Below are 22,943 nucleotides of genomic sequence, written 5' to 3' on the forward strand. Positions count from 1 at the left end.
GACTCTCTCCAGAAGATCGCCCAACGCTTTGAACGAAACCACACAGCGAAACGCTACGGTATGCGTGATCGGCATATCTGCGGTGTAAGTCGCTTCGGAGCGATACCATACTTTGACGCTGAAATGGAGTTTTTTTCGGTCCGCAATCTCTGAAAGGTATGCGGAAACATTGGCCAGGATGGCAGCCAAAAAGGCGTGATTGCGGTCCGGAAAAACTATTGAAAGGCGCGTCCTGATTGGTTTTCTCTTGGGACTTAAAATCCCTCGTGGATGTGAAAAATGTTCTAATCCCCATCCCCTATTTGGGCTACGCAAAGGTAATTCAGTGGCAGTATCGACCCCCAGACTGTGTACTGAATACGTCGAAAGCTGAGAGCTACGGGCGTTACGATCGACGCTTATATCAAGTCCGCCGATCCGCGTTGCTCGACCTGATTCGCCTAGAGGTTGATCGTAAAATAGGTAGAAGGGAGCATTTGCCCAGACGCTAGGGAGTACGGATAGAGTGTGGGGACTTTTTCGGGGATTCGCTAATCCCGGTTTGGCTCTGTAAGGCACCGTTTGCAGCGAGCGCCAGTAGAAGACTCAGCAAATGCTGGGCTTTATGCCCATTTCAAGCATGGGGTGCTAGGGGTCGAGTGTTCGAATCACTCCGTCCCGACCATATTATTCAATGAAAAAGCCCAACTCTAACCAGTTGGGCTTTTTCATTGGTGAGCGGGGCGAAGGTTTTCCTCCCGCCAGAGATTCGCCGCTCTCACCCGCGCTTTCTTCCAGGCCGAATCATTCATCCGGTGCATCGCATTGCCGTTGTACGAAAAAAACCAGTCCTTACTCTGACCGTACTGTAGGCGTCCGCCCACTCATCCAGCTCGATACGATCAAACGCCATGCTCTGTTTTCCGATAAGCGCTTGCGTGATCGCTTTGTCACTGTGGACCTGCGGCTGTCAGTCCTCCTTGCCGACGGTTCAGCCGGCAGCCTGCCAGGCCTACACCAACGAAGTCTCAACACCGAAGCAAAAAAACAGCCTGATCGGATGCGTCAACATCCGGGCTGACCACCATCCCCCCAGATTGCCCCTGCAAGTCCCGCCAAGGCTCCCATAGACATATTTTTGATGATTATTGATTTTCTAATCCCCCCTTCAGCCGTTTTAAATGCGCCTCGAGGAAGGTAAGCAAAGGCAGGTCCTGCCGTTCGCTTTGACGCAAGCTTCTAATGCCGCCAAATCCGCATCTGCTCCTCCTCACCTTGTGGGCCGTTCTCCCCACACCTTCAACCGGGACACACAGACAACAGTTCACACGCCGCATTTCGGTTTTTCCAGGTTCGAGGCTGGGTTAAACCGCAAAAAGGAGGGATGCCAGGATGCTGATAAAAATCGAAAAAGCGAGGACACCGCAAGACTGGAATGTCTGGATGAACGCGTGGTGCGTCACGTTTCGCAGCTATGCCGAAGCCTTGGCGTTCGTGAGCAGATTGGAAGGCCGGATAAATGCACCGCACCTGTTGCCTGTCAGCGAAGACAGGCTTGTACTGGAACGGTAAACCCCCCGACAAATGCCGGGGGGCTGCGCGATCTGGCGCGTGTTCTATTTCGATACCACGATGCCTGCTGGCTTCCAGGTGCCTTCGCCAGCCGGCAGGACTGAAGGCGGTGCCTCCTTGGGCCAATAGAGGCGCATCACCAGGTAAATCGGGCCGTCGGGGGCGGGCAGCCAATTGCTTTCCAGCGCCTTGCCGGGCGAGTTCCGTTGGATGTAGAGGGTCAGCGATCCGTCGGCGTTCTTTTTCATGCCAGGCAGCATGGGCGAGTTCAGTAGATAGCGGTCGATCGGGTTCTTGATAAGGAGCTGTGTCTTGCCGTCGTACAGGGTCACCGACCAGAAGGCGTTCACTGGAGGTAGTTGCCCCGCCGGGAAGGTGAGTGTGTAGTTATGCTTGCTGCCATCCAGTGGCTTGCCGGTCGCGGTTGTGCGGGTGATGGGGTAAGTGGCTTCCACGGCATCGTTGCCGTAAATACCGCCTTTGGCCGCGGCCGCGCGCTTCAACCAGTCACCATTGTAGAAATGGCGGTCGCCAAAGTACGAGCCGATGCCCCAGCCATTGACGTTCTTGAGTCCGCCGGACAACCACTTGTCCACCTTCTCGTCACCTTCCTTCATGCCCAGCAGGACAGCGGCCTTGTGCTCGAGCGAGAGGTCCTGGAGCTTGAAGCTCTTGCCCGGTCCAATGCCGATTTTCGCGATTCGAGCCCGAATTTCCCGGTCTTCCGGTGTTGGCGGTACGTACTGGAGTGCGGCGTCAAGATACTCGAAGAAGTTCTCCTTGATCCCCGCGGTGGTGCCTGGAGGGAAATTGATAACCGGCGAAGCAGGCGCCGCCGGTTGCTTCAAAAACGCCGACAGCGGCTGGACTTTGTAGCCGGACTGGACCTTGATCACATTCGGCATGTCCTTGGGATTGAAGAGCTGGGTTCGGTAGCCGGCCACCGTGAAGGGCGTTGTCGAATAGAAGACTTTGCTGATGCCGGGTGGCATGGAGCCCTTCCAGTCAGGCCCGACCACCATATAGTTACCCGGGCCGTTCCCCGTGGTGCGGCTGCCGATGTAGCCGTAGTTGTAGGTGTTGCCGTCGATCAGTTGCACCGAGTAATAACGTTTCTTTTCTACTGCAGGTACCGTGAGCACCATGGGCTCGGCGCGCAGATCCAGCCATAGGAAGGAGTAGGGGGTATCGCTGTTGGGCGTGACGATGGCCGTATCCTGGTAAGTGAAGACACGGGGTTCGTTCTTGATCTGGTTGAAGGGGGCCTTGAACTGCGGGCCGCTTTTGTCCACGGCGTACTCATACATCACCGCATAGTTCATTACGATCGGCAGTCCATAGATGAAGGCTTCCTCGGCGATGGCCTTCGTTTCCGTGAGGCTGGGCGCGGCGATGCCCTTGGCTGCATCGGCTTTCTCGGCCTGGGCCACGGGGTCGTTTTTGCTGGCACAGCCTGATACAAGCGCCACCGAAACGGCAGCGATGGCGATCCATTTGATGCATGAATATTCCGGTTTCATCCTTTGTCGCTCCCGACCAAGATCCTCTCTGCCCTGGACGTCTTGATCAGCGTTTGAACACGCCGAGACTCCAGCTGGTTTACTGCCGTATCTGAGCGTAGGCCATTAAGCAAACCTCCGCTATTGACTGGGGAACAGTCAGTATTGGAGGCAAACTTCTTCGATTGCGGCAAAAAGACAACTGAGGCGGAGTGGCGATTAATGAGGGGCGTCAGCCGGTTTCTTTTCCGGAACGATGAACCGCACTGTCGTACTGGTAAGGATTTTGTGAGTCGGGTCGGCCACTTCAAGAAGAACCTGGTGAGTGCCGGGGGGCAGTCCGACCAGGATTATCGGGTCTTCGCTGGTGTGCGCCCATGTACCTTTCCAGTCGTCGACGGTCACGTGAAGGTGCCCGAGGCGGGGTGATACATCAGCCGCCGCTTTACCAAATACCGGCATGATCCTCGCGTGCTCTGTGCGGTATTGGATAATGACGACTCCGCGGGCAAGGGGCTCGGCAAGCGGCGGCTCGGCAATGAGTCTTGGCGCCGTCTCGGATTCCAGAGGAAGTATTGCCGGTGGGTGGTAGGTGTCTGTGGCTCCTTCCCCGCGCGCGGCTGTGCAAAAGAACACCGCCAAAGCAAAGGCCAATGGATTTCTGAGAGAGAGGGACATGGTGTTTTTCTCCCGGGTGATCTCATTCAAGCCTAGATCAAACCGAGCCCCAGTCATTGGGTGTTTCAGCCCAAAATGTAGGGTAAGCGAACCCCTTGTTGGGGAATGTTTCACGACCCGAATAGACCTTTTTCAGTGCAATCGCTGGGCCCGGGCTTTACCTGTGCCAAATGGCTTGGATTTTGCTCGGGTGCTGATACTGAAGCATTCATTGAATGCGGTATCCGGAGATTCGAGCCATGTGGGCAAAAACTCTGCTTCTGGGCGTCATGTTTGGAGTCGGGATCGTTACCAGCGGCTTGGCTACGAGCATGATTCTGTTTTGGTACGAGTTGTTTTAACCACCATCCCCGCTTCTTCATGGTCCCTGGTGGTGGCGGTTGCGATGGTCTATGCCTGAATTCCCATCTCGTCCTGTGCAGCTTGTAACGCTCCCTCTTCGGTCAGTGGCATTAAAGTTGGCTGCGCGTTACTGGCGTGCAAGTAAAGAAAGTAGTGCCCTGAGTCGTCTAACAATATCCGGTAGAGTTCTGATGGTCGAAAGTTGTTACCGATATGAATACTTTCCTTGATGATCTCGAAGGACTTGATCCCATGCTGTCGCATTGCAGTTTCAAAGGCTTCGTAAAGACCTTCTCTGCGGCGTCGATTGTTTCGAGCATTTAGCTTGAAAAAAACCACCATCAGCACGCCATAGCTGATGAGGAGTATCACAAGGGCGCTAGGGCGCATGCGTGGAGCTCCATGTCCTCTCAATCGCTGTACCTTTTAGTGTAGGCGCGTTACGGGTGAAGTCTTCAGTTCATCCCGAGGTCATGGAGCGTGCTGCGGTTGAGTCAGGTCGCGCGCGCCAGGATCGCCTGCGCACGGCCATTGAATGCGCTGATGGTCTTGCTGCTCATTCGGCTGGTGTGAAAAGAGCGGCGCTGACCCACGACAGGAGGTGGAAACACACGCAGCGGGCATGCGCTTCAGGCGTAAACTGAACAGGGTGCCGCATGCATTGAAAAGCGTTGCACCCGAAGGGGATGCCATGCGCTCAATAACCTTTTGCCCCTCGATCGCACTGCTGGCGCTGTTCAAGTTGCCACCGGCCACCGCAGCGTCTTCGGTCGAAGTCATCTTCAATAACCCCGAAAAATTCAGCGATGCCAGCCTGGACAGTCCGGGCTATGAACGTGTGGCCGATCCTTATGTCATGAAAGAGCTGCGCAGCTACCTCCAGACGCTTGGCGAGCGGTACCTGCCAGCCGACCAGCAGCTGCAAATTGAAATACGCAACATCGACCTGGCCGGTCGTTACGAACCCTGGAGGATAAACGCCTATGAGGTGCGCTTCATGCGCGACATTACCTGGCCGAGCATCGATCAAGGCGATGCTCTCGGACTGGTTCCAGAGACAATTCGCCGGGCACCATCAGAGCGGGTTGAATTGAACCACCCTGTACTCTGAATCAGTCGTCCGCCTTGGGGAACATGGGCCAGAAAGTAAAAAGCCCGGCGCTGGGCCGGGCTTTCTGTAGATGGGCCAAATCCCTTTGGCTGTCCGTATTGTGCTTGATCGGTGTGACGAAGGTGTGACAGCTGAATACGAAATACCGTGGCGTAACCGTTGGGCCAAGTGCTACTGGAGTACGACACGACATCAAAACTTTCGATACTCTCTGCTCAGTACTCCACAATGGTTTTGGGGCAATCGAATGGCGGTCAGTGAAGCGCCACTGAATGGCTTGAGTATTCGCCCAGGTGGGATTTGTCTTTAATCCGGTCCGAGGTCTGATCGAGATGGCTCATTCACTTAAATACCAAATAGGCGAATCCGTCCGCACTATCGAGGCCGAGGTGGGGAAGCTGCTCGATCTGGCTGCAACGCTCAGAGAAGCAGGGGATGAAGAAATGGCTGCAGCTGTCTCGACCCAGGCGAACAAGCTGCTTGAAGCAGCAGTGGCGCTGAGGATCGCGATGTCAGGCTGACTGCTTGCGCTGCGTTCGTTGAGCCAGATTGAGCCAGATCGAAGCACTGTATTGCCCTTAACGCCGATCCAGCCAAACCGTCTGAGCATTACAGAACTCGCGCACTCCGAAGTGCGAGAGTTCCCGGCCAAAGCCACTCTTCTTCACGCCTCCAAAACTGACACGCGGATCGCTGGCGCTATAGCCGTTGATGAATACGCCGCCGGTTTCAAGTTCGCCAGCCATCTGCCGGGCGAGTTCGCCATTGCGCGTATAAATAGTGGCGGTGAGGCCGAACTCGCTGTCATTGGCCAGTTCCAGCGCATGGGCGGCGTCGCGGGCCGTGATGATTGAAGCCACGGGACCAAACAACTCCTGTCTGAAGGATGTCATCTGATCGGTCACGTCGCCCAGTACAGTGGGTTCGTAGTAGTTGCCGGTGCCTTCGACCTTCTTTCCACCCAGCAGCAAGGTCGCGCCTTCTTCCAGTGTGTCGCGCACCTGTTGGTCCAGTTCGTCGCGCAGATCGAAGCGCGCCATCGGGCCGATGTAAGTGGTGGTGGCGAGCGGATCACCGACGACCAGTCGTTGGGTGGCCTCGACGAACTTGCGGGTAAATTCCTCTGCAATGCCTTGCTCGACAATCAGGCGTTTGGCAGCGGCGCAGACTTGTCCGGTGTTTTGATAGCGCCCGATTACGGCGGCTTTGACCGCCTCATCGAGGTCCGCGTCGTCGAGCACGATAAACGGGTCGGAGCCGCCCAGTTCCAATACGCATTTCTTCAGCGCGGCTCCGGCCTGAGCACCGATGGCCATGCCTGCACGCACGCTACCGGTGAGGGTGACAGCCGCGATGCGTGGATCGGCGATTGCCTTGGATACACCATCCGGGGTGACGTTGATGACCTCGAAGACACCTTCAGGAAAATCCGCCTGCTTGAAGGCTTCCAGCAGCAGGTAGGCGCTGCCCATGACGTTGGGCGCGTGCTTGAGTACGTAGGTATTGCCGGCGAGCAGGGTGGGAACCGCGCCGCGCAGCACTTGCCAGATGGGGAAGTTCCACGGCATGACGGCGAGAATCGGGCCGAGCGGGCGATATTCAATGCGTGCCTTGCCGCCTTCAACCGGGGTCGGTTCTGCGCTGAGCATGGCGGGACCCTGTTCGGCGTACCACTCGCAGAGCTGTGCGCATTTTTCAATTTCGCCACGGGCCTGAGCAATCGGCTTGCCCATTTCCAGGGTGATCATGCTGGCCATGGCCTCTGCATTGCTGCGCAAGGCCTGGCCGAGGTTGATCAACAGCTGCGCGCGTTGCTCTACCGGTTTGCCGCGCCAGGTGCGAAACCCGGTAGTGGCCCGCGCCAGCGCGGCCTGTAATGCCGAATCGGATTCGAAAGGGTACTGGCCGATCTGCTCGCCCGTGGTCGGGTTGATCGAAATGGCATGGGTAAGGCTGGATACGTGGGTCATGGCACCGTCCTGCTGGGTAGGAATGTGCTCAGGTTATGGGGGTATATGTTTTATGGAAACTGAATAATACTGAGCATAACGTTCACGTTTGGAGAATGACTTGGATCTGGTTCAGCTCGAAATTTTCAAGGCTGTCGCCGAGCACGGCAGCATCAGCGTTGCCGCCCAGCATATTCACCGGGTTCCATCGAATCTCACCACCCGAATCAAGCAGCTTGAGCAGGACCTGGGTGTGGATCTGTTTATCCGCGAGAAGAGTCGCCTGCGCTTGTCGCCAGCCGGCTGGAGTTTCCTGGATTACGCTCGACGCATTCTCGACCTGGTTCAAGAGGCGCGGGCCACCGTAGCGGGTGAAGAACCGCAAGGCGCCTTCGCCCTGGGTTCGCTGGAAAGCACTGCAGCGGTACGAATTCCAGAGCTATTGGCCGCCTATAACCAGAAACATGCGAAGGTCGAGCTGGACCTGTCCACCGGTCCCTCCGGGACCATGATCGACGGGGTGCTGTCGGGGCGGCTGGCCGCGGCATTTGTCGATGGGCCGGTGTTGCATCCGGCGCTGGAAGGCGTACCGGCGTTCGAGGAGGAGATGGTCCTGATCGCACCGCTCAATCATGAGCCGATTCATCGGGCCAAGGATGTGAATGGCGAAAACATCTATGCCTTCCGCTCCAACTGCTCCTATCGCCATCATTTCGAAAGCTGGTTTGCCAATGGCGCGGCGGTGCCCGGCAAGATATTCGAAATGGAGTCCTATCACGGCATGCTGGCCTGCGTCAGCGCCGGGGCCGGCCTGGCGCTGATGCCACGCAGCATGCTCGAAAGCATGCCGGGGTGTACGACGGTCAGCGTCTGGCCGTTGTCGGAGTCGTTCCGCTATCTGCGCACCTGGCTGGTGTGGCGAAGGGGGACGGTGTCGCAGAGCCTCACGATGTTTGTGCGCTTGCTGGAGGAGCGTGGTGTCGCGTTGATCGATAAATAGTGGAAAGTTAACGGTCTGCGCTGAAAAACCGGATAATGGCGGCCAAATCGTTTAGCTCGTTATTCTGGTAATCGCACATGGAAATCAAGGTCAACTTTCTCGACAACCTTCGACTTGAGGCCAAGTTCGACGACTTCACGGTGATCGCCGATCAACCCATTCGCTACAAGGGTGATGGCTCGGCGCCGGGGCCGTTCGATTATTTCCTGGCTTCGTCGGCGTTGTGTGCGGCGTACTTCGTGAAGTTGTATTGCGAGACTCGCAATATCCCCACCGAAAATATCCGCCTGTCGCAGAACAACATCGTTGACCCGGAAAACCGCTACAACCAGATTTTCAAGATTCAGGTCGAATTGCCGGCAGACATCTCCGCCAAGGACCGCCAGGGGATCTTGCGCTCCATTGACCGCTGCACGGTAAAGAAGGTGGTGCAAACCGGGCCCGAGTTCGTGATTGAAGAGGTCGAAAGCCTCGACGCCGATGCCCAGGCGCTGCTGATGCCGCACTCGACCTCCGAGGCGGGCACTTACATTGTGGGCAAGGACCTGCCGCTGGAGCAAACCATCGCCAACATGTCGGGCATCCTGGCCGACCTGGGCATGAAGATTGAAATCGCTTCGTGGCGCAATATCGTTCCCAATGTATGGTCGCTGCACATTCGCGATGCGCACTCGCCGATGTGTTTTACCAATGGCAAAGGCGCGACCAAGGAAGGCGCGCTGGCGTCGGCGCTGGGCGAGTTTATCGAGCGGCTCAACTGCAACTTCTTCTATAACGATCAGTTCTGGGGAGAGGACATCGCCAACGCAGCGTTTGTGCATTACCCGGACGAGCGCTGGTTCAAGCCGGGCCCGAAGGACGAACTGCCGACTGAAATCCTCGACGAGTACTGCCTGAAGGTTTACGACCGGGAAGGTGAGTTGCGTGGTTCGCATCTGTACGACACCAACTCCGGCAACACCCAGCGCGGCATATGTTCGCTACCGTTCGTGCGCCAGTCGGACAATGAGGTGGTGTACTTCCCGTCCAACCTGATTGAAAACCTGTTCCTGAGCAATGGCATGAGCGCCGGCAACACGCTGGCCGAAGCCCAGGTGCAGTGCCTGTCGGAGATCTTCGAGCGCGCGGTCAAACGCGAAATCCTCGAAGGCGAAATGGCCCTGCCGGATGTGCCGCAGGAAGTATTGGCGAAATACCCGGGCATCCTGGCCGGTATCCAGGCCCTGGAAGAGCAGGGCTTCCCGGTGCTGGTCAAGGATGCGTCGCTGGGCGGGGAGTTCCCGGTGATGTGCGTCACCTTGATGAACCCGCGTACCGGTGGCGTATTTGCCTCGTTCGGTGCGCACCCAAGCCTGGAAGTGGCGCTGGAACGCAGCCTGACGGAACTGCTGCAGGGTCGCAGTTTCGAAGGCCTGAACGATCTGCCGCAGCCGACTTTCGAAGGGCAGGCGGTGACTGAACCGAATAACTTCGTCGAGCACTTTATCGACTCCAGCGGTGTGGTCTCGTGGCGCTTCTTCAGTGCCAAGCCGGATTTCGAATTCGTTGAGTGGGATTTCTCCGGTCAAGGCGAAAACTCCAATGCCGAAGAGGCCGCGACCCTGTTCGGCATTCTCGAAGACATGGGCAAAGAAGTGTACATGGCGGTCTATGAGCATATCGGCGCCAAGGCCTGCCGCATTCTGGTGCCGGATTACTCGGAAATTTATCCGGTGGAAGATTTGATCTGGGATAACACCAACAAGGCGCTGCAGTTCCGCGCCGACATCCTGAATCTGCACAGCCTGAGCAAAGTCGGCCTGAGAACGCTGGCCCAGGGGTTGGAAAGCAGCGAGCTGGATGATTACACCGACATCACCACCTTGATCGGCATCGAATTCGACGACAACACGCCCTGGGGCAAGCTGACGATCCTGGAGCTGAGGCTGCTGATTTATCTTGCCTTGCAGAAGTTTGATCAGGCCAAGGATCTGGTGGAAGCCTTCTTGCAGTACAACGACAACACCGTCGAACGCGGCCTGTTTTATCAAGCGGTGAACGTCGTGCTGGAAATGCAGCTGGACGATGATCTGGAACTGAGCGACTACGAGGTCAACTTCCGCCGGATGTTCGGTGACGAGCGGATGGATGCGGCGATAGGGTCGGTCGATGGCAGCGTACGTTTCTATGGCCTGACACCGACGAGCATGAAACTGGAAGGCCTCGACAGGCACCTTCGTCTGATCGACAGCTATAAGAAGCTACATACGGCGCGGGCCGGAGTGGCGACGTTATTCAGCTGAAAGCGCTGACAAAAAAGCACCTTGGGTGCTTTTTTGTTTTTTGGTGGCCAGCACAATTTTCCGTGTGCGGGGGGGCTCGCTATTCGGCCATGACCTGGGCAGCGGCTGGCGTTGAGGAAGCTCTTCTATATAGAGGGCGCATTTTTCCACTCCTTTCAGGCTTCCTTCGGGGCGTTTTAGCGCCTTCTGTAAGTTATTGATAGAAAACCTGAATCAGTGCTTGACGGCAGATTTCAGATGTCTATAATTCGCCCCACTTCCGGCGCAGTCGAAACGGAAAACTCCTTGATAAACAAAGAGTTACGCAGTTTTCGGCAGCAGGTTGCTTCAGGTCATCGAAGCATAAAGGAAGTTGAAAAAGAGGTGTTGACAGCAGCGAGTAACGCTGTAGAATTCGCCTCCCGCTGACGAGAGATCGAAGGCGCAAGTGGTTGAAGTTGTTAAGGATTCCTTGGGAACTTCTTAAAAAATCACTTGACAGTAAATGAGGCTGCTGTAGAATGCGCGCCTCGGTTGAGACGAAAGATCTTAACCAACCGCTCTTTAACAACTGAATCAAGCAATTCGTGTGGGTGCTTGTGGGGTCAGACTGCTAGTCAACAGATTATCAGCATCACAAGTTACTCCGCGAGAAATCAAAGATGTAACCAACGATTGCTGAGCCAAGTTTAGGGTTTTCTCAAAACCCAAAGATGTTTGAACTGAAGAGTTTGATCATGGCTCAGATTGAACGCTGGCGGCAGGCCTAACACATGCAAGTCGAGCGGATGAAGAGAGCTTGCTCTCTGATTCAGCGGCGGACGGGTGAGTAATGCCTAGGAATCTGCCTGGTAGTGGGGGACAACGTTTCGAAAGGAACGCTAATACCGCATACGTCCTACGGGAGAAAGCAGGGGACCTTCGGGCCTTGCGCTATCAGATGAGCCTAGGTCGGATTAGCTAGTTGGTGAGGTAATGGCTCACCAAGGCGACGATCCGTAACTGGTCTGAGAGGATGATCAGTCACACTGGAACTGAGACACGGTCCAGACTCCTACGGGAGGCAGCAGTGGGGAATATTGGACAATGGGCGAAAGCCTGATCCAGCCATGCCGCGTGTGTGAAGAAGGTCTTCGGATTGTAAAGCACTTTAAGTTGGGAGGAAGGGCATTAACCTAATACGTTAGTGTTTTGACGTTACCGACAGAATAAGCACCGGCTAACTCTGTGCCAGCAGCCGCGGTAATACAGAGGGTGCAAGCGTTAATCGGAATTACTGGGCGTAAAGCGCGCGTAGGTGGTTTGTTAAGTTGGATGTGAAAGCCCCGGGCTCAACCTGGGAACTGCATTCAAAACTGACAAGCTAGAGTATGGTAGAGGGTGGTGGAATTTCCTGTGTAGCGGTGAAATGCGTAGATATAGGAAGGAACACCAGTGGCGAAGGCGACCACCTGGACTGATACTGACACTGAGGTGCGAAAGCGTGGGGAGCAAACAGGATTAGATACCCTGGTAGTCCACGCCGTAAACGATGTCAACTAGCCGTTGGGAGCCTTGAGCTCTTAGTGGCGCAGCTAACGCATTAAGTTGACCGCCTGGGGAGTACGGCCGCAAGGTTAAAACTCAAATGAATTGACGGGGGCCCGCACAAGCGGTGGAGCATGTGGTTTAATTCGAAGCAACGCGAAGAACCTTACCAGGCCTTGACATCCAATGAACTTTCCAGAGATGGATTGGTGCCTTCGGGAACATTGAGACAGGTGCTGCATGGCTGTCGTCAGCTCGTGTCGTGAGATGTTGGGTTAAGTCCCGTAACGAGCGCAACCCTTGTCCTTAGTTACCAGCACGTTATGGTGGGCACTCTAAGGAGACTGCCGGTGACAAACCGGAGGAAGGTGGGGATGACGTCAAGTCATCATGGCCCTTACGGCCTGGGCTACACACGTGCTACAATGGTCGGTACAGAGGGTTGCCAAGCCGCGAGGTGGAGCTAATCCCACAAAACCGATCGTAGTCCGGATCGCAGTCTGCAACTCGACTGCGTGAAGTCGGAATCGCTAGTAATCGCGAATCAGAATGTCGCGGTGAATACGTTCCCGGGCCTTGTACACACCGCCCGTCACACCATGGGAGTGGGTTGCACCAGAAGTAGCTAGTCTAACCTTCGGGAGGACGGTTACCACGGTGTGATTCATGACTGGGGTGAAGTCGTAACAAGGTAGCCGTAGGGGAACCTGCGGCTGGATCACCTCCTTAATCGACGACTCAGCTGCTCCATAAGTTCCCACACGAATTGCTTGATTCATTGAAGAAGACGATAAGAAGCAGCCTTGGGGTTGTAGCTTAGTTGGTTAGAGCGCACCCAATGCTCTGTGGTTAAGAGCAGGGTGAGGTCGGCCTTAGCAGCTCGAAATTGGGTCTGTAGCTCAGTTGGTTAGAGCGCACCCCTGATAAGGGTGAGGTCGGCAGTTCGAATCTGCCCAGACCCACCAATTTTGTGTGGGAAACGCCTGTAGAAATACGGGGCCATAGCTCAGCTGGGAGAGCGCCTGCCTTGCACGCAGGAGGTCAACGGTTCGATCCCGTTTGGCTCCACCACTACTGCTTCTGATTGTATAAAGCTTAGAAATGAGCATTCCATCGGTTCGATGGTGAATGTTGATTTCTAGTCTTTGACTAGTTCGTTCTTTAAAAATTTGGGTATGTGATAGAAAGATAGACTGAACGTTACTTTCACTGGTAACGGATCAGGCTAAGGTAAAATTTGTGAGTTCTCTTAGTTGAGAAATTCGAATTTTCGGCGAATGTCGTCTTCATAGTATAACCAGATTGCTTGGGGTTATATGGTCAAGTGAAGAAGCGCATACGGTGGATGCCTTGGCAGTCAGAGGCGATGAAAGACGTGGTAGCCTGCGAAAAGCTTCGGGGAGTCGGCAAACAGACTTTGATCCGGAGATGTCTGAATGGGGGAACCCAGCCATCATAAGATGGTTATCTTGTACTGAATACATAGGTGCAAGAGGCGAACCAGGGGAACTGAAACATCTAAGTACCCTGAGGAAAAGAAATCAACCGAGATTCCCTTAGTAGTGGCGAGCGAACGGGGACTAGCCCTTAAGTGGCTTTGAGATTAGCGGAACGCTCTGGAAAGTGCGGCCATAGTGGGTGATAGCCCTGTACGCGAAAATCTCTTAGTCATGAAATCGAGTAGGACGGAGCACGAGAAACTTTGTCTGAATATGGGGGGACCATCCTCCAAGGCTAAATACTACTGACTGACCGATAGTGAACTAGTACCGTGAGGGAAAGGCGAAAAGAACCCCGGAGAGGGGAGTGAAATAGATCCTGAAACCGTATGCGTACAAGCAGTGGGAGCCTACTTTGTTAGGTGACTGCGTACCTTTTGTATAATGGGTCAGCGACTTATTTTCAGTGGCGAGCTTAACCGAATAGGGGAGGCGTAGCGAAAGCGAGTCTTAATAGGGCGTCTAGTCGCTGGGAATAGACCCGAAACCGGGCGATCTATCCATGGGCAGGTTGAAGGTTAGGTAACACTGACTGGAGGACCGAACCGACTACCGTTGAAAAGTTAGCGGATGACCTGTGGATCGGAGTGAAAGGCTAATCAAGCTCGGAGATAGCTGGTTCTCCTCGAAAGCTATTTAGGTAGCGCCTCATGTATCACTGTAGGGGGTAGAGCACTGTTTCGGCTAGGGGGTCATCCCGACTTACCAAACCGATGCAAACTCCGAATACCTACAAGTGCCGAGCATGGGAGACACACGGCGGGTGCTAACGTCCGTCGTGAAAAGGGAAACAACCCAGACCGTCAGCTAAGGTCCCAAAGTTATGGTTAAGTGGGAAACGATGTGGGAAGGCTTAGACAGCTAGGAGGTTGGCTTAGAAGCAGCCACCCTTTAAAGAAAGCGTAATAGCTCACTAGTCGAGTCGGCCTGCGCGGAAGATGTAACGGGGCTCAAACCATACACCGAAGCTACGGGTATCACCTTCGGGTGATGCGGTAGAGGAGCGTTCTGTAAGCCTGTGAAGGTGAGTTGAGAAGCTTGCTGGAGGTATCAGAAGTGCGAATGCTGACATGAGTAACGACAATGGGTGTGAAAAACACCCACGCCGAAAGACCAAGGTTTCCTGCGCAACGTTAATCGACGCAGGGTTAGTCGGTCCCTAAGGCGAGGCTGAAAAGCGTAGTCGATGGAAAACAGGTTAATATTCCTGTACTTCTGGTTATTGCGATGGAGGGACGGAGAAGGCTAGGCCAGCTTGGCGTTGGTTGTCCAAGTTTAAGGTGGTAGGCTGAGATCTTAGGTAAATCCGGGATCTTAAGGCCGAGAGCTGATGACGAGTTACCCTTTGGGTGACGAAGTGGTTGATGCCATGCTTCCAAGAAAAGCTTCTAAGCTTCAGATAACCAGGAACCGTACCCCAAACCGACACAGGTGGTTGGGTAGAGAATACCAAGGCGCTTGAGAGAACTCGGGTGAAGGAACTAGGCAAAATGGCACCGTAACTTCGGGAGAAGGTGCGCCGGTGAGGGTGAAGGACTTGCTCCGTAAGCCCACGCCGGTCGAAGATACCAGGCCGCTGCGACTGTTTATTAAAAACACAGCACTCTGCAAACACGAAAGTGGACGTATAGGGTGTGACGCCTGCCCGGTGCCGGAAGGTTAATTGATGGGGTTAGCTAACGCGAAGCTCTTGATCGAAGCCCCGGTAAACGGCGGCCGTAACTATAACGGTCCTAAGGTAGCGAAATTCCTTGTCGGGTAAGTTCCGACCTGCACGAATGGCGTAACGATGGCGGCGCTGTCTCCACCCGAGACTCAGTGAAATTGAAATCGCTGTGAAGATGCAGTGTATCCGCGGCTAGACGGAAAGACCCCGTGAACCTTTACTATAGCTTTGCACTGGACTTTGAATTTGCTTGTGTAGGATAGGTGGGAGGCTTTGAAGCGTGGACGCCAGTTCGCGTGGAGCCATCCTTGAAATACCACCCTGGCAACTTTGAGGTTCTAACTCAGGTCCGTTATCCGGATCGAGGACAGTGTATGGTGGGTAGTTTGACTGGGGCGGTCTCCTCCTAAAGAGTAACGGAGGAGTACGAAGGTGCGCTCAGACCGGTCGGAAATCGGTCGTAGAGTATAAAGGCAAAAGCGCGCTTGACTGCGAGACAGACACGTCGAGCAGGTACGAAAGTAGGTCTTAGTGATCCGGTGGTTCTGTATGGAAGGGCCATCGCTCAACGGATAAAAGGTACTCCGGGGATAACAGGCTGATACCGCCCAAGAGTTCATATCGACGGCGGTGTTTGGCACCTCGATGTCGGCTCATCACATCCTGGGGCTGAAGCCGGTCCCAAGGGTATGGCTGTTCGCCATTTAAAGTGGTACGCGAGCTGGGTTTAGAACGTCGTGAGACAGTTCGGTCCCTATCTGCCGTGGACGTTTGAGATTTGAGAGGGGCTGCTCCTAGTACGAGAGGACCGGAGTGGACGAACCTCTGGTGTTCCGGTTGTCACGCCAGTGGCATTGCCGGGTAGCTATGTTCGGAAAAGATAACCGCTGAAAGCATCTAAGCGGGAAACTTGCCTCAAGATGAGATCTCACTGGGACCTTGAGTCCCCTGAAGGGCCGTCGAAGACTACGACGTTGATAGGTTGGGTGTGTAAGCGCTGTGAGGCGTTGAGCTAACCAATACTAATTGCCCGTGAGGCTTGACCATATAACACCCAAGCAATTTGCGTCGGCTCTCTAATCCAGAGCAACCAGATTGCGGTGTGTGAAGACGAAACGAACCGAAAGTTCGAAAGACTCACAAAACACCGAAGCTATCACATACCCAATTTGCTGAAGCGAGGCCAACTGGTCACGACTCAGTACCCGAATTTCTTGACGACCATAGAGCGTTGGAACCACCTGATCCCATCCCGAACTCAGAAGTGAAACGATGCATCGCCGATGGTAGTGTGGGGTTTCCCCATGTGAGAGTAGGTCATCGTCAAGATTAAATTCCGAAACCCCAATTGCGAAAGCAGTTGGGGTTTTGTTTTTGTCCGCAGCAAATTCAAACTACTGCCCCAACCGCTCCAGTGTGTGCTCCAGCGCTTGCAGCGACACACAGATAAAACCATCAAGCGGTCGATTGAGTTCCTCCACCAGCAAGATGGTTGCCCCCGTCGACAGGGCACACATCAGCAAGACGACGACAATGGTCCCGTTGCGTGGTGCAAACAGCCCGAACGAGCCGAAGATAATCCCCAGCCACGTCACCAGAATCACCAGCATCACCGGTGGAATCGATTGATTGGACTGCAACAGGGTCAGCCAGCGGGCAGCAAACACGGCGTCCATGTCTTGCAATGCCTTGGCTTTGAGTGAGCGCTGATCATCGTTGCCAGGCGTCAGTGACTCAACCTGGCGTTGCAGGCCTTCGGAACGACGGATCACTTCGGGGCTGTCGAGTTTTGCAATCTGACGGCGATCGCGGGTCGCGAGCACTTGGGTGATTTCGGCGTAGTTGTGCTTGAGCTCGGTACGGATGCTCTGGGTATCGGGGCCATAGCGGGCCAGCAAACGGTCGAATTGAATCACTTTCGCCGCCGCGCCCTCCAGCTCGGCATTGGCCGTATCGAAGGTGTTTTTGGCTGAGGAAACGAGCAGGCCGAGGACTAGCGCCGACATCGTTGCGATGAGGCCGGTGGCCAGCTTCAACACCGCTACGGAGTCATCGCTCAGATGATGGCTCGGTAACCGCTCCCTCACGTACGAACCCAGCAGTGCGCTGGCGGACAGGCAGGCGAAAACGATGAGGGCGATCACCAGGTCATTCAAATTCAATCTCCGTTGACGCTGCCTTCCGCGGGGAGAAATCTACCGGTACTTGATCACGATGCCTTTGAGTCTGCGTCCCTCGATGGTCGTCACGTCGCGAGCCCACAGCGCTCCGTTGGCATAGGCTCCAGGAGCAAGAGTTTGAAACGGGTGGGCCAGGACAGGTCATGGGCTGGCATAGTGGGTTTGCTCCTCTGGTTCGCAGCTATCGATGTGGCAAGTTGACGGTAGCAGACAGGCCGGGAGTTGCCAGAAAGCCCAACCGTTTCAGGCTGGGCTTTCTTGTGCCTTCATTTCTGTCGATTGATAAAGGCCGTTCACTGATCCTTTTCGCAATTGACCATCCACGACACACCAAAACGGTCGACGAGCATGCCGAAGCGCGACGCCCAGAACGTGGTCTCCAGGGGCATTTGCACAGTGCCACCGTCCGCCAGTGCATTGAACACCCGCTCGGCCTGGGCAATGCTGTCGACGTTGAGTGAAATCGAGCAGGCACTCATTTTATCGACGGGGCGATCCGGTGTGGTGTCCGACCCCATGATCGCCTGATCGCCCACGATCAGGCGGGTATGGATGATCAGGTTGTGCAGATCCTTGGGGAAGTGTTCACCGGCAGGGGTTTCACCAAAGGTCAACATGGCTTCGATCTGGCCTTGCAGGCACTTCGCGTAGAACGTGAAGGCGGCTTTGCAGTCGCCGTTGAAGATAAGGTAGGGATTGATTTTCATGTTCGGCTCCAGGTGCTCGAGTGCATACATCGGTTTGGACGCCGGTTTTTTCGGCGAATTCCGATTGTGTCGAGCCGACAAGCAAAGCGCTAAATCCTTGTCGGAGCTTGTGTTTCTTTAGATGTTTTTTCCATAGGCCGGGCGAGGCTTATCGCCTCCGGCACACGCCGCGGCGCCAGCACACGTTCGATGGCGCCGCTAACCATGCTTTCCAGCAGCTCCTCACGTTCCTGCTCGTCCAGCACATGGGGCGTCAGCCAACTGGGGGCACTGTTGAGCAGCGCGCCAATGGCATGCCCGGCGGCCAGCAGGCCTTGCTCGCTGAAGCGGGACTTCGCGCCCAGCATCTTCAGCAACGTGCGTTCGTATTGCTCGCGCAATTGTTGAACCCGAGCCTGCTGCTCTTCGTTCAGGCAACCGCTGTCGCGCTCCACCAGACGGAAATGCCAAGGCATCTCCCGGTGCAGATTCAGATGGGCGCGGATCAGGCTGTTGAGTTTGTCGCGTTTGCCGGGCGTTTTTTGCTGGATGCGCCCCAGAGTGGCCAGCAGTTCCTCGTAGAACTCCTCGATCAGGTCCAGCAGCAGATGCTGTTTGCTGGGGTAATGGTGGTACAGCGAGCCTGGAGAGAGCCCCAGGCACGTCGCGAGCTCACGCATGCCGACCTGGCCGAACCCCTTGCAGGCAAACAGCTCCAGGACCTTGTCCCGGTACTCGGCAAAGCGCGAGCAACGCTCAGGCATAGGCATGGAAGCCGCGCCCCGTCTTGCGCCCCAGGTAACCGGCAGCGACCATTTCCTTGAGCAACGGCGCCGGGCGATATTTGCTGTCGTTGAATCCGTCATAGAAAGCTTCGAGGATCGACAACAGGGTATCCAGGCCAATCAGGTCCGCGAGGGCCAGCGGGCCGATAGGCTGGTTGCAGCCCAGGCGCATGCCGGCGTCGATGTCTTCGGCGCTGGCCAGGCCTTCCTGGAACACCAGGATCGCCTCGTTGATCATCGGCACCAGGATCCGGTTGACCACGAAGCCCGGACGGTTGCCGGCGGTGATCGCGGTTTTGCCGAGGGTGGTCGCCATGTCCAGCGCCAATTGGTGGGTCGCGTCACTGGTTTGCAGGCCACGGATGACTTCGATCAGGCCCATCACCGGCACCGGGTTGAAGAAATGCAGGCCGATGAAGCGCTCTGGCTGGCTGACACTGGCGGCCAGTTGGGTGATCGACAGCGACGAGGTATTGGAGGCGATGACGCATTCGCTGCCGACTTGCGCGGCGATCTGTTGCAGCACACGCAGTTTCAGGTCGAGATTCTCAGTGGCCGCTTCGATGACCAGTTGCGCGTCACGCAGGACGCTGTAATCGGTGCTGGTGCGGATTTTGTCGAGGGTGGCCTGTTTCTGCTCTGGCGTCAGGGTTTGCTTGGCGATCTGCCGGTCAAGATTTTTCCCGACCGTCGCGACGGCTTTTTGCAACGCGCTTTCAGAGATGTCGAGCAGGGTCACGTTGAAACCGGCCATGGCACAGACTTGTGCGATGCCGTTGCCCATGGTGCCTGCGCCGATTACACCGATGTTTTGCAGATTCATTTTCCGTCCTTCGATCAAACCCTGCGATACCTTGGCCGCGAATGCGACCGAAGGCGTACTATTGCCGCGAGTCTAGAGCCGGCAGGGCGGTTGTCCTATGCCAAAACTGTTCAACGGCACTGATGTTTTTTGCCATTCGAGTGATGAGAGAGAAGCGAACCAATGCGGGAAAAGGACTCGGTTGCCGCCTATTTCGTGCAGGCCATGATCCATGGGCTGAGGGACGATCCGCAGCGCGTGACGGCCGTGCTCGAACAGGCGGGCATTGATCCGGCGGTCATGCAACAACCCACGGCGCGGGTGCCGGCCAATGCGTTTGCGGCGTTGTGGCTGATTCAGATCCGCGAGCTCGACGACGAGTTTTTCGGGCTAGATTCCCATGGCATGCCGCCGGGCAGTTTCGCCCTGATTTGCCGCGCCCTGATTCAGGAGCCCGATCTGCACAAGGCCATGCGTCAGTGCCTGGCCAACTTCGGGCTGTTCCTGCGCGACTTTCGTGGCTCGCTGGCCGTGCGGGGCAAGCGTGCGGTCATCAGCCTGCAAACCCGTTCGGAGGACAATGATGCCAGCCGGTTTGGTGAAGAAACCTTCCTGGTGTTGATGATCAGTCTGCTGTGCTGGCTGGGTGGGCGGCGCATTCCCATTGACCGTGCGGACTTCCGCCATTCGCGCCTGTCGCTGAGTGACGACCGCCTGCTTTGGGGGCCCAACCTGACCTTCGGTGCCGAGCGCACTGAAATCGAATTTGCCAGCCATTACCTGCGCCTGCCGGTGGTTCAGGACCTGGCGTCGCTGAAAGTGTTTTTGCGCACCGCACCGCAATGGCTGGTGATCCGCTTCCGTAACCAGCATGGCCTGGCCTCGCAGGTTCATCAGCGCTTGCGTGGCAGTCACTACAGTCAATGGCCGACGTTGCAGGCCTTTGCCCTGGAACAGCACCTGAGCCCCAGCACCTTCCGCCGCAAACTGGAGCGTGAAGGCTGTTCCTATCAGGAGATCAAGGACGAAGTACGCCGCGGTGTGGCCTTTGAACAATTGCGTCAGAGCGACGCGAGCATCAGCGATATCGCCGAGCAACTGGGCTTCCAGGAGCCCAGCGCCTTCCATCGGGCGTTCAAGAAGTGGACCGGGGAGAGTCCGGGGCGCTATCGGGCCCGTTATCAGGGGGACTGTGGGAGCGAGCCTGCTCGCGAAAGCGACAGGTCATTCAACAGTGATGTCGTCTGACACTCCGCCTTCGCGAGCAAGCCCGCTCCCACAGGGATCCGTCATGGCATTTCCGGCAGTTCCTGCGGGCGCAGGTCGAAGACCAATACTTCAGCGTCCACGCCGTTGCTCAAGGTCAGCGCCTGTTCATCACGGACCCGCACACCGTCGCCTTCCTGCAACAACACGCCATTAAGTTCGACGCTGCCCCGGGCCACGTGCGCGTAGGCATAACGGTTGGCGGCCAGCTCCAGGGTGGCGCTTTCCTTGCCGTCGATCAGGCCGGCATACACCCGTGCATCCTGACGCACCTTCAGCGAACCCTTGGCGCCGTCCGGCGAGATGATCAGTTGCAGGCGCCCGCGTTTTTTCCGGGGGCTGAAGTGCTCCTGCTGATAGCGCGGTTTGGCGCCGCTGACGTCGGGCACGATCCAGATCTGCAGAAAGTGCACCGGCCGTGTGCTGGAGTGGTTGAACTCACTGTGGGCCACGCCGCTGCCAGCGCTCATCAGTTGCACATCGCCGGGGCGGATCACCGACCCGGTGCCCAGGGTGTCCTTGTGTTCCAGAGCACCTTCAAGCACATAGGAGAAGATCTCCATGTCGCGGTGCGGGTGCTGGCCGAAGCCTTTGCCGGCGGCGACGCGGTCGTCGTTGATCACCAACAGGTCGGAAAAACCCTGCTCTTTCGGATTGCGGTAGTTGGCGAAGGAAAAGGTGTGGAACGACTTCAACCAGCCGTGATTGGCCAGACCACGATCCGAGGCTTTGCGAAGAGTCAGCATGATGAAATCTCCTGTGGGGACGTGAATTCGTCCGAGTGAGGAGAAGGTTAATGTTTACCATCTGATTCAATAAGTAGGTGTAAATTGAAATACTGTCTCGTTAGGGTTGACAGTTTATGAGCGCAAACCAGCTATTCTGTTTCGATATTCGGCCCTGATGAATGGCATGTCTTTTGTGGGAGCGGGCTTGCTCGCGAATGCGGAGGATCAGTCAGCATGGATGTTGACTGATCCTCCGCATTCGCGAGCAAGCCCGCTCCCACAAGGGATGTGTACCGACTCAATTAATCCAGTGAATTCCAATCCATGAAAACCGTGGCAATGGTGTTGTTTCCCGACTTTCTCCTGCTCGATATGGCCGGGCCCATGGAAGTGTTTTCCATCGCCAATCGTTATCTGAAACCCGACGATCACTATGTGCTGTCGACCATCGGCACCGAGCCCGGCGCATTGCGGGCGTCCAATGGCGTGAGCGTGCAGGCCGACCGGCACATCGATCAGGCCTGCGAAGGTTTTGATTTGCTGCTGGTGCCCGGTGGTCCCGGTGCCTACAACGAAAAGCATCCGCCGTTGCTCGAGTGGTTCAGGCACAACGTCAGCCGGTCCGCCGGTTACGGCTCGATCTGCACCGGAGCGTTCGTGTTGGGGCATGCGGGTTTGCTCGACGGCTATCGCGTCACCACCCACTGGCACTACACCGAGCGGCTGATCAAGGGTTTTCCGAAGGCGACCGTCGAGACCGACCAGATCTTTGTCCAGGACCGCAACCTGATCACCTCCGGTGGTGTCACCGCCGGGATCGACCTGGCGTTGTCGGTGGTGGCGCAAGACCACGGGAAAAAAGTCGCCCAGGACGTGGCCAAGGTCTTGCTGGTGGTGATGAAGCGTCAGGGCGGGCAAGCACAGTTCAGCCCGTTGATGGCGGCGGTGGCGCCTCACGAAACGCCGATTACCCGCGTGCAGAACCATGTGCTCGAGCACCTCGACGAGCCCTTCAGCATCGAGCGCATGGCGAGCCTGGCCAATATGAGCCCGCGGCATTTCGCCAGGGTGTTCGCCCGGGAGGTGGACATGACGCCGATGGAGTTTCTGCAAAGCGCGCGCATCGATTGCGCCAGGAACCTGCTGGAAACCAGCGAGTTGCCGCTCAAGACCGTGGCCTTCAAAAGCGGCTTCGGCAGCGTGCGGCACATGCGTTTTCTGTTCAGTGAAAAGCTTGGCCTGACCCCGACTCAATACCGCGAGCAGTTCAGCTAGCGCGCGTGTCCGTTGCGCGCACCGCAATGGCCGTGACGCTCCCCCCGTGGCGGTTGTACCGTCACAGAGGGCTGCCAAGATACGAGGTAACTCATTGCAAGGAAGGTGCGGAGCCTGGATGGACTCACGTGCCAGATC

At 56.2% G+C, this 22,943-nt stretch carries 16 protein-coding genes, 2 tRNA genes, 3 rRNA genes and 1 pseudogene; 12 read left to right on the top strand and 10 right to left on the bottom strand.

Annotation, left to right across the window (positions count from 1 at the left end; all coding sequences use genetic code 11):
* Positions 1-713 precede the first annotated feature (713 nt).
* Positions 714-848, bottom strand: a pseudogene (locus tag KSS91_RS28165) (tyrosine-type recombinase/integrase); the annotation flags it as partial.
* Between the two features lie 523 nt (positions 849-1,371).
* Between KSS91_RS28165 and KSS91_RS10275 the strand changes: the two are divergent.
* Positions 1,372-1,551 carry a hypothetical protein gene (locus tag KSS91_RS10275; protein WP_217837828.1) on the top strand — a complete coding sequence of 60 codons (180 nt, stop codon included), beginning with the start codon at positions 1,372-1,374 and terminating at the stop codon, positions 1,549-1,551.
* 44 nt (positions 1,552-1,595) lie between these two features.
* Here KSS91_RS10275 and KSS91_RS10280 read toward each other — a convergent pair whose 3' ends face one another.
* The 3 genes from KSS91_RS10280 to KSS91_RS10290 all read right to left on the bottom strand — a co-directional run bounded on the left by KSS91_RS10280 (position 1,596) and on the right by KSS91_RS10290 (position 4,460).
* On the bottom strand, positions 1,596-3,071 hold the full coding sequence (locus tag KSS91_RS10280; RefSeq protein ID WP_217837829.1) for a DUF1254 domain-containing protein: 1,476 nt from the start codon (positions 3,069-3,071) through the stop codon (positions 1,596-1,598).
* Between the two features lie 198 nt (positions 3,072-3,269).
* Positions 3,270-3,728, bottom strand: coding sequence for a DUF6130 family protein (locus KSS91_RS10285; protein ID WP_217838381.1), 459 nt, complete (start codon positions 3,726-3,728; stop codon positions 3,270-3,272).
* Between the two features lie 390 nt (positions 3,729-4,118).
* Positions 4,119-4,460 carry a hypothetical protein gene (locus KSS91_RS10290; protein WP_217837830.1) on the bottom strand — a complete coding sequence of 114 codons (342 nt, stop codon included), beginning with the start codon at positions 4,458-4,460 and terminating at the stop codon, positions 4,119-4,121.
* A gap of 301 nt (positions 4,461-4,761) precedes the next feature.
* Between KSS91_RS10290 and KSS91_RS10295 the strand changes: the two genes are divergently transcribed.
* Together KSS91_RS10295 and KSS91_RS10300 are read left to right on the top strand one after the other, a co-directional pair.
* Positions 4,762-5,181: a DUF3016 domain-containing protein gene (locus KSS91_RS10295; RefSeq protein WP_437179738.1), complete on the top strand. Its 420-nt coding sequence runs from the start codon at positions 4,762-4,764 to the stop codon at positions 5,179-5,181.
* A 332-nt stretch (positions 5,182-5,513) separates the two neighbouring features.
* A complete protein-coding gene (locus KSS91_RS10300; protein ID WP_015095786.1) occupies positions 5,514-5,702 on the top strand; it encodes a hypothetical protein in 189 nt (62 codons plus the stop codon).
* 57 nt (positions 5,703-5,759) lie between these two features.
* Here KSS91_RS10300 and KSS91_RS10305 read toward each other — a convergent pair whose 3' ends face one another.
* Complete coding sequence (locus tag KSS91_RS10305; RefSeq protein WP_217837831.1) at positions 5,760-7,151, bottom strand: aldehyde dehydrogenase family protein; 1,392 nt, start codon at positions 7,149-7,151, stop codon at positions 5,760-5,762.
* A 100-nt stretch (positions 7,152-7,251) separates the two neighbouring features.
* On the opposite strand from KSS91_RS10305, the gene ptrR reads away from it, so the two are divergent.
* The 7 genes from ptrR to rrf all read left to right on the top strand — a co-directional run bounded on the left by ptrR (position 7,252) and on the right by rrf (position 16,412).
* The gene (ptrR, locus tag KSS91_RS10310; protein ID WP_007980886.1) at positions 7,252-8,130 is read left to right on the top strand and encodes a putrescine utilization regulator PtrR; all 879 of its coding nucleotides are present in this window, start codon (positions 7,252-7,254) and stop codon (positions 8,128-8,130) included.
* A gap of 77 nt (positions 8,131-8,207) precedes the next feature.
* On the top strand, positions 8,208-10,412 hold the full coding sequence (locus KSS91_RS10315; protein WP_217837832.1) for an OsmC domain/YcaO domain-containing protein: 2,205 nt from the start codon (positions 8,208-8,210) through the stop codon (positions 10,410-10,412).
* A gap of 698 nt (positions 10,413-11,110) precedes the next feature.
* Positions 11,111-12,647: ribosomal RNA gene (locus KSS91_RS10320) — 16S ribosomal RNA — on the top strand.
* Between the two features lie 159 nt (positions 12,648-12,806).
* Positions 12,807-12,883: transfer RNA gene (locus tag KSS91_RS10325), tRNA-Ile, on the top strand.
* Between the two features lie 30 nt (positions 12,884-12,913).
* A tRNA-Ala gene (locus KSS91_RS10330) sits at positions 12,914-12,989 on the top strand.
* Between the two features lie 247 nt (positions 12,990-13,236).
* A 23S ribosomal RNA gene (locus KSS91_RS10335) occupies positions 13,237-16,130 on the top strand.
* A gap of 166 nt (positions 16,131-16,296) precedes the next feature.
* Positions 16,297-16,412: ribosomal RNA gene (gene rrf, locus KSS91_RS10340) — 5S ribosomal RNA — on the top strand.
* Together the 16S, 23S and 5S rRNA genes with 2 tRNA genes alongside form the textbook arrangement of a ribosomal RNA operon.
* A 65-nt stretch (positions 16,413-16,477) precedes the next feature.
* Here the strand turns inward: rrf and KSS91_RS10345 are convergent.
* The 4 genes from KSS91_RS10345 to KSS91_RS10360 form a co-directional block, all read right to left on the bottom strand.
* Entirely contained in the window at positions 16,478-17,239 is a 762-nt protein-coding gene (locus KSS91_RS10345) for a bestrophin-like domain (RefSeq protein WP_217837833.1), read from the bottom strand.
* Between the two features lie 317 nt (positions 17,240-17,556).
* Positions 17,557-17,970 carry a VOC family protein gene (locus tag KSS91_RS10350; RefSeq protein ID WP_217837834.1) on the bottom strand — a complete coding sequence of 138 codons (414 nt, stop codon included), beginning with the start codon at positions 17,968-17,970 and terminating at the stop codon, positions 17,557-17,559.
* A gap of 89 nt (positions 17,971-18,059) precedes the next feature.
* Positions 18,060-18,719 (bottom strand): TetR/AcrR family transcriptional regulator, encoded by a 660-nt coding sequence (locus KSS91_RS10355; protein WP_217837835.1) that lies wholly within the window; start codon positions 18,717-18,719, stop codon positions 18,060-18,062.
* A complete protein-coding gene (locus KSS91_RS10360) occupies positions 18,706-19,557 on the bottom strand; it encodes a 3-hydroxybutyryl-CoA dehydrogenase (protein WP_217837836.1) in 852 nt (283 codons plus the stop codon). The genes KSS91_RS10355 and KSS91_RS10360 overlap by 14 nt, the downstream gene beginning before the upstream one ends.
* 162 nt (positions 19,558-19,719) lie before the next feature.
* Between KSS91_RS10360 and KSS91_RS10365 the strand changes: the two genes are divergently transcribed.
* Positions 19,720-20,784, top strand: a complete 1,065-nt coding sequence (locus tag KSS91_RS10365; RefSeq protein ID WP_217837837.1) for an AraC family transcriptional regulator — start codon at positions 19,720-19,722, stop codon at positions 20,782-20,784.
* A gap of 41 nt (positions 20,785-20,825) precedes the next feature.
* On the opposite strand, the gene KSS91_RS10370 is transcribed toward KSS91_RS10365, so the two are convergent.
* A complete protein-coding gene (locus KSS91_RS10370) occupies positions 20,826-21,548 on the bottom strand; it encodes a pirin family protein (protein WP_217837838.1) in 723 nt (240 codons plus the stop codon).
* A 306-nt stretch (positions 21,549-21,854) separates the two neighbouring features.
* Here KSS91_RS10370 and KSS91_RS10375 point away from each other — a divergent pair, with 306 nt between their 5' ends.
* The gene (locus KSS91_RS10375) at positions 21,855-22,805 is read left to right on the top strand and encodes a GlxA family transcriptional regulator (protein ID WP_217837839.1); all 951 of its coding nucleotides are present in this window, start codon (positions 21,855-21,857) and stop codon (positions 22,803-22,805) included.
* The last annotated feature ends 138 nt before the right edge of the window (positions 22,806-22,943 follow it).

It is taken from the genome of Pseudomonas azerbaijanorientalis (genome assembly GCF_019139795.1).
Lineage (GTDB): Bacteria > Pseudomonadota > Gammaproteobacteria > Pseudomonadales > Pseudomonadaceae > Aquipseudomonas > Aquipseudomonas laurylsulfatiphila.

Excerpts from the sequence above, each read along its gene's own strand:
- KSS91_RS10275 (WP_217837828.1), top strand. The coding sequence starts at position 1,372 with ATGCTGATAAAAATCGAAAAAGCGAGGACACCGCAAGACTGGAATGTC.
- KSS91_RS10280 (WP_217837829.1), bottom strand. The coding sequence starts at position 3,071 with ATGAAACCGGAATATTCATGCATCAAATGGATCGCCATCGCTGCCGTT.
- KSS91_RS10285 (WP_217838381.1), bottom strand. The coding sequence starts at position 3,728 with ATGTCCCTCTCTCTCAGAAATCCATTGGCCTTTGCTTTGGCGGTGTTC.
- KSS91_RS10290 (WP_217837830.1), bottom strand. The coding sequence starts at position 4,460 with ATGCGCCCTAGCGCCCTTGTGATACTCCTCATCAGCTATGGCGTGCTG.
- KSS91_RS10295 (WP_437179738.1), top strand. The coding sequence starts at position 4,762 with ATGCGCTCAATAACCTTTTGCCCCTCGATCGCACTGCTGGCGCTGTTC.
- KSS91_RS10300 (WP_015095786.1), top strand. The coding sequence starts at position 5,514 with ATGGCTCATTCACTTAAATACCAAATAGGCGAATCCGTCCGCACTATC.
- KSS91_RS10305 (WP_217837831.1), bottom strand. The coding sequence starts at position 7,151 with ATGACCCACGTATCCAGCCTTACCCATGCCATTTCGATCAACCCGACC.
- KSS91_RS10315 (WP_217837832.1), top strand. The coding sequence starts at position 8,208 with ATGGAAATCAAGGTCAACTTTCTCGACAACCTTCGACTTGAGGCCAAG.
- KSS91_RS10350 (WP_217837834.1), bottom strand. The coding sequence starts at position 17,970 with ATGAAAATCAATCCCTACCTTATCTTCAACGGCGACTGCAAAGCCGCC.
- KSS91_RS10355 (WP_217837835.1), bottom strand. The coding sequence starts at position 18,719 with ATGCCTATGCCTGAGCGTTGCTCGCGCTTTGCCGAGTACCGGGACAAG.
- KSS91_RS10360 (WP_217837836.1), bottom strand. The coding sequence starts at position 19,557 with ATGAATCTGCAAAACATCGGTGTAATCGGCGCAGGCACCATGGGCAAC.
- KSS91_RS10365 (WP_217837837.1), top strand. The coding sequence starts at position 19,720 with ATGCGGGAAAAGGACTCGGTTGCCGCCTATTTCGTGCAGGCCATGATC.
- KSS91_RS10370 (WP_217837838.1), bottom strand. The coding sequence starts at position 21,548 with ATGCTGACTCTTCGCAAAGCCTCGGATCGTGGTCTGGCCAATCACGGC.
- KSS91_RS10375 (WP_217837839.1), top strand. The coding sequence starts at position 21,855 with ATGAAAACCGTGGCAATGGTGTTGTTTCCCGACTTTCTCCTGCTCGAT.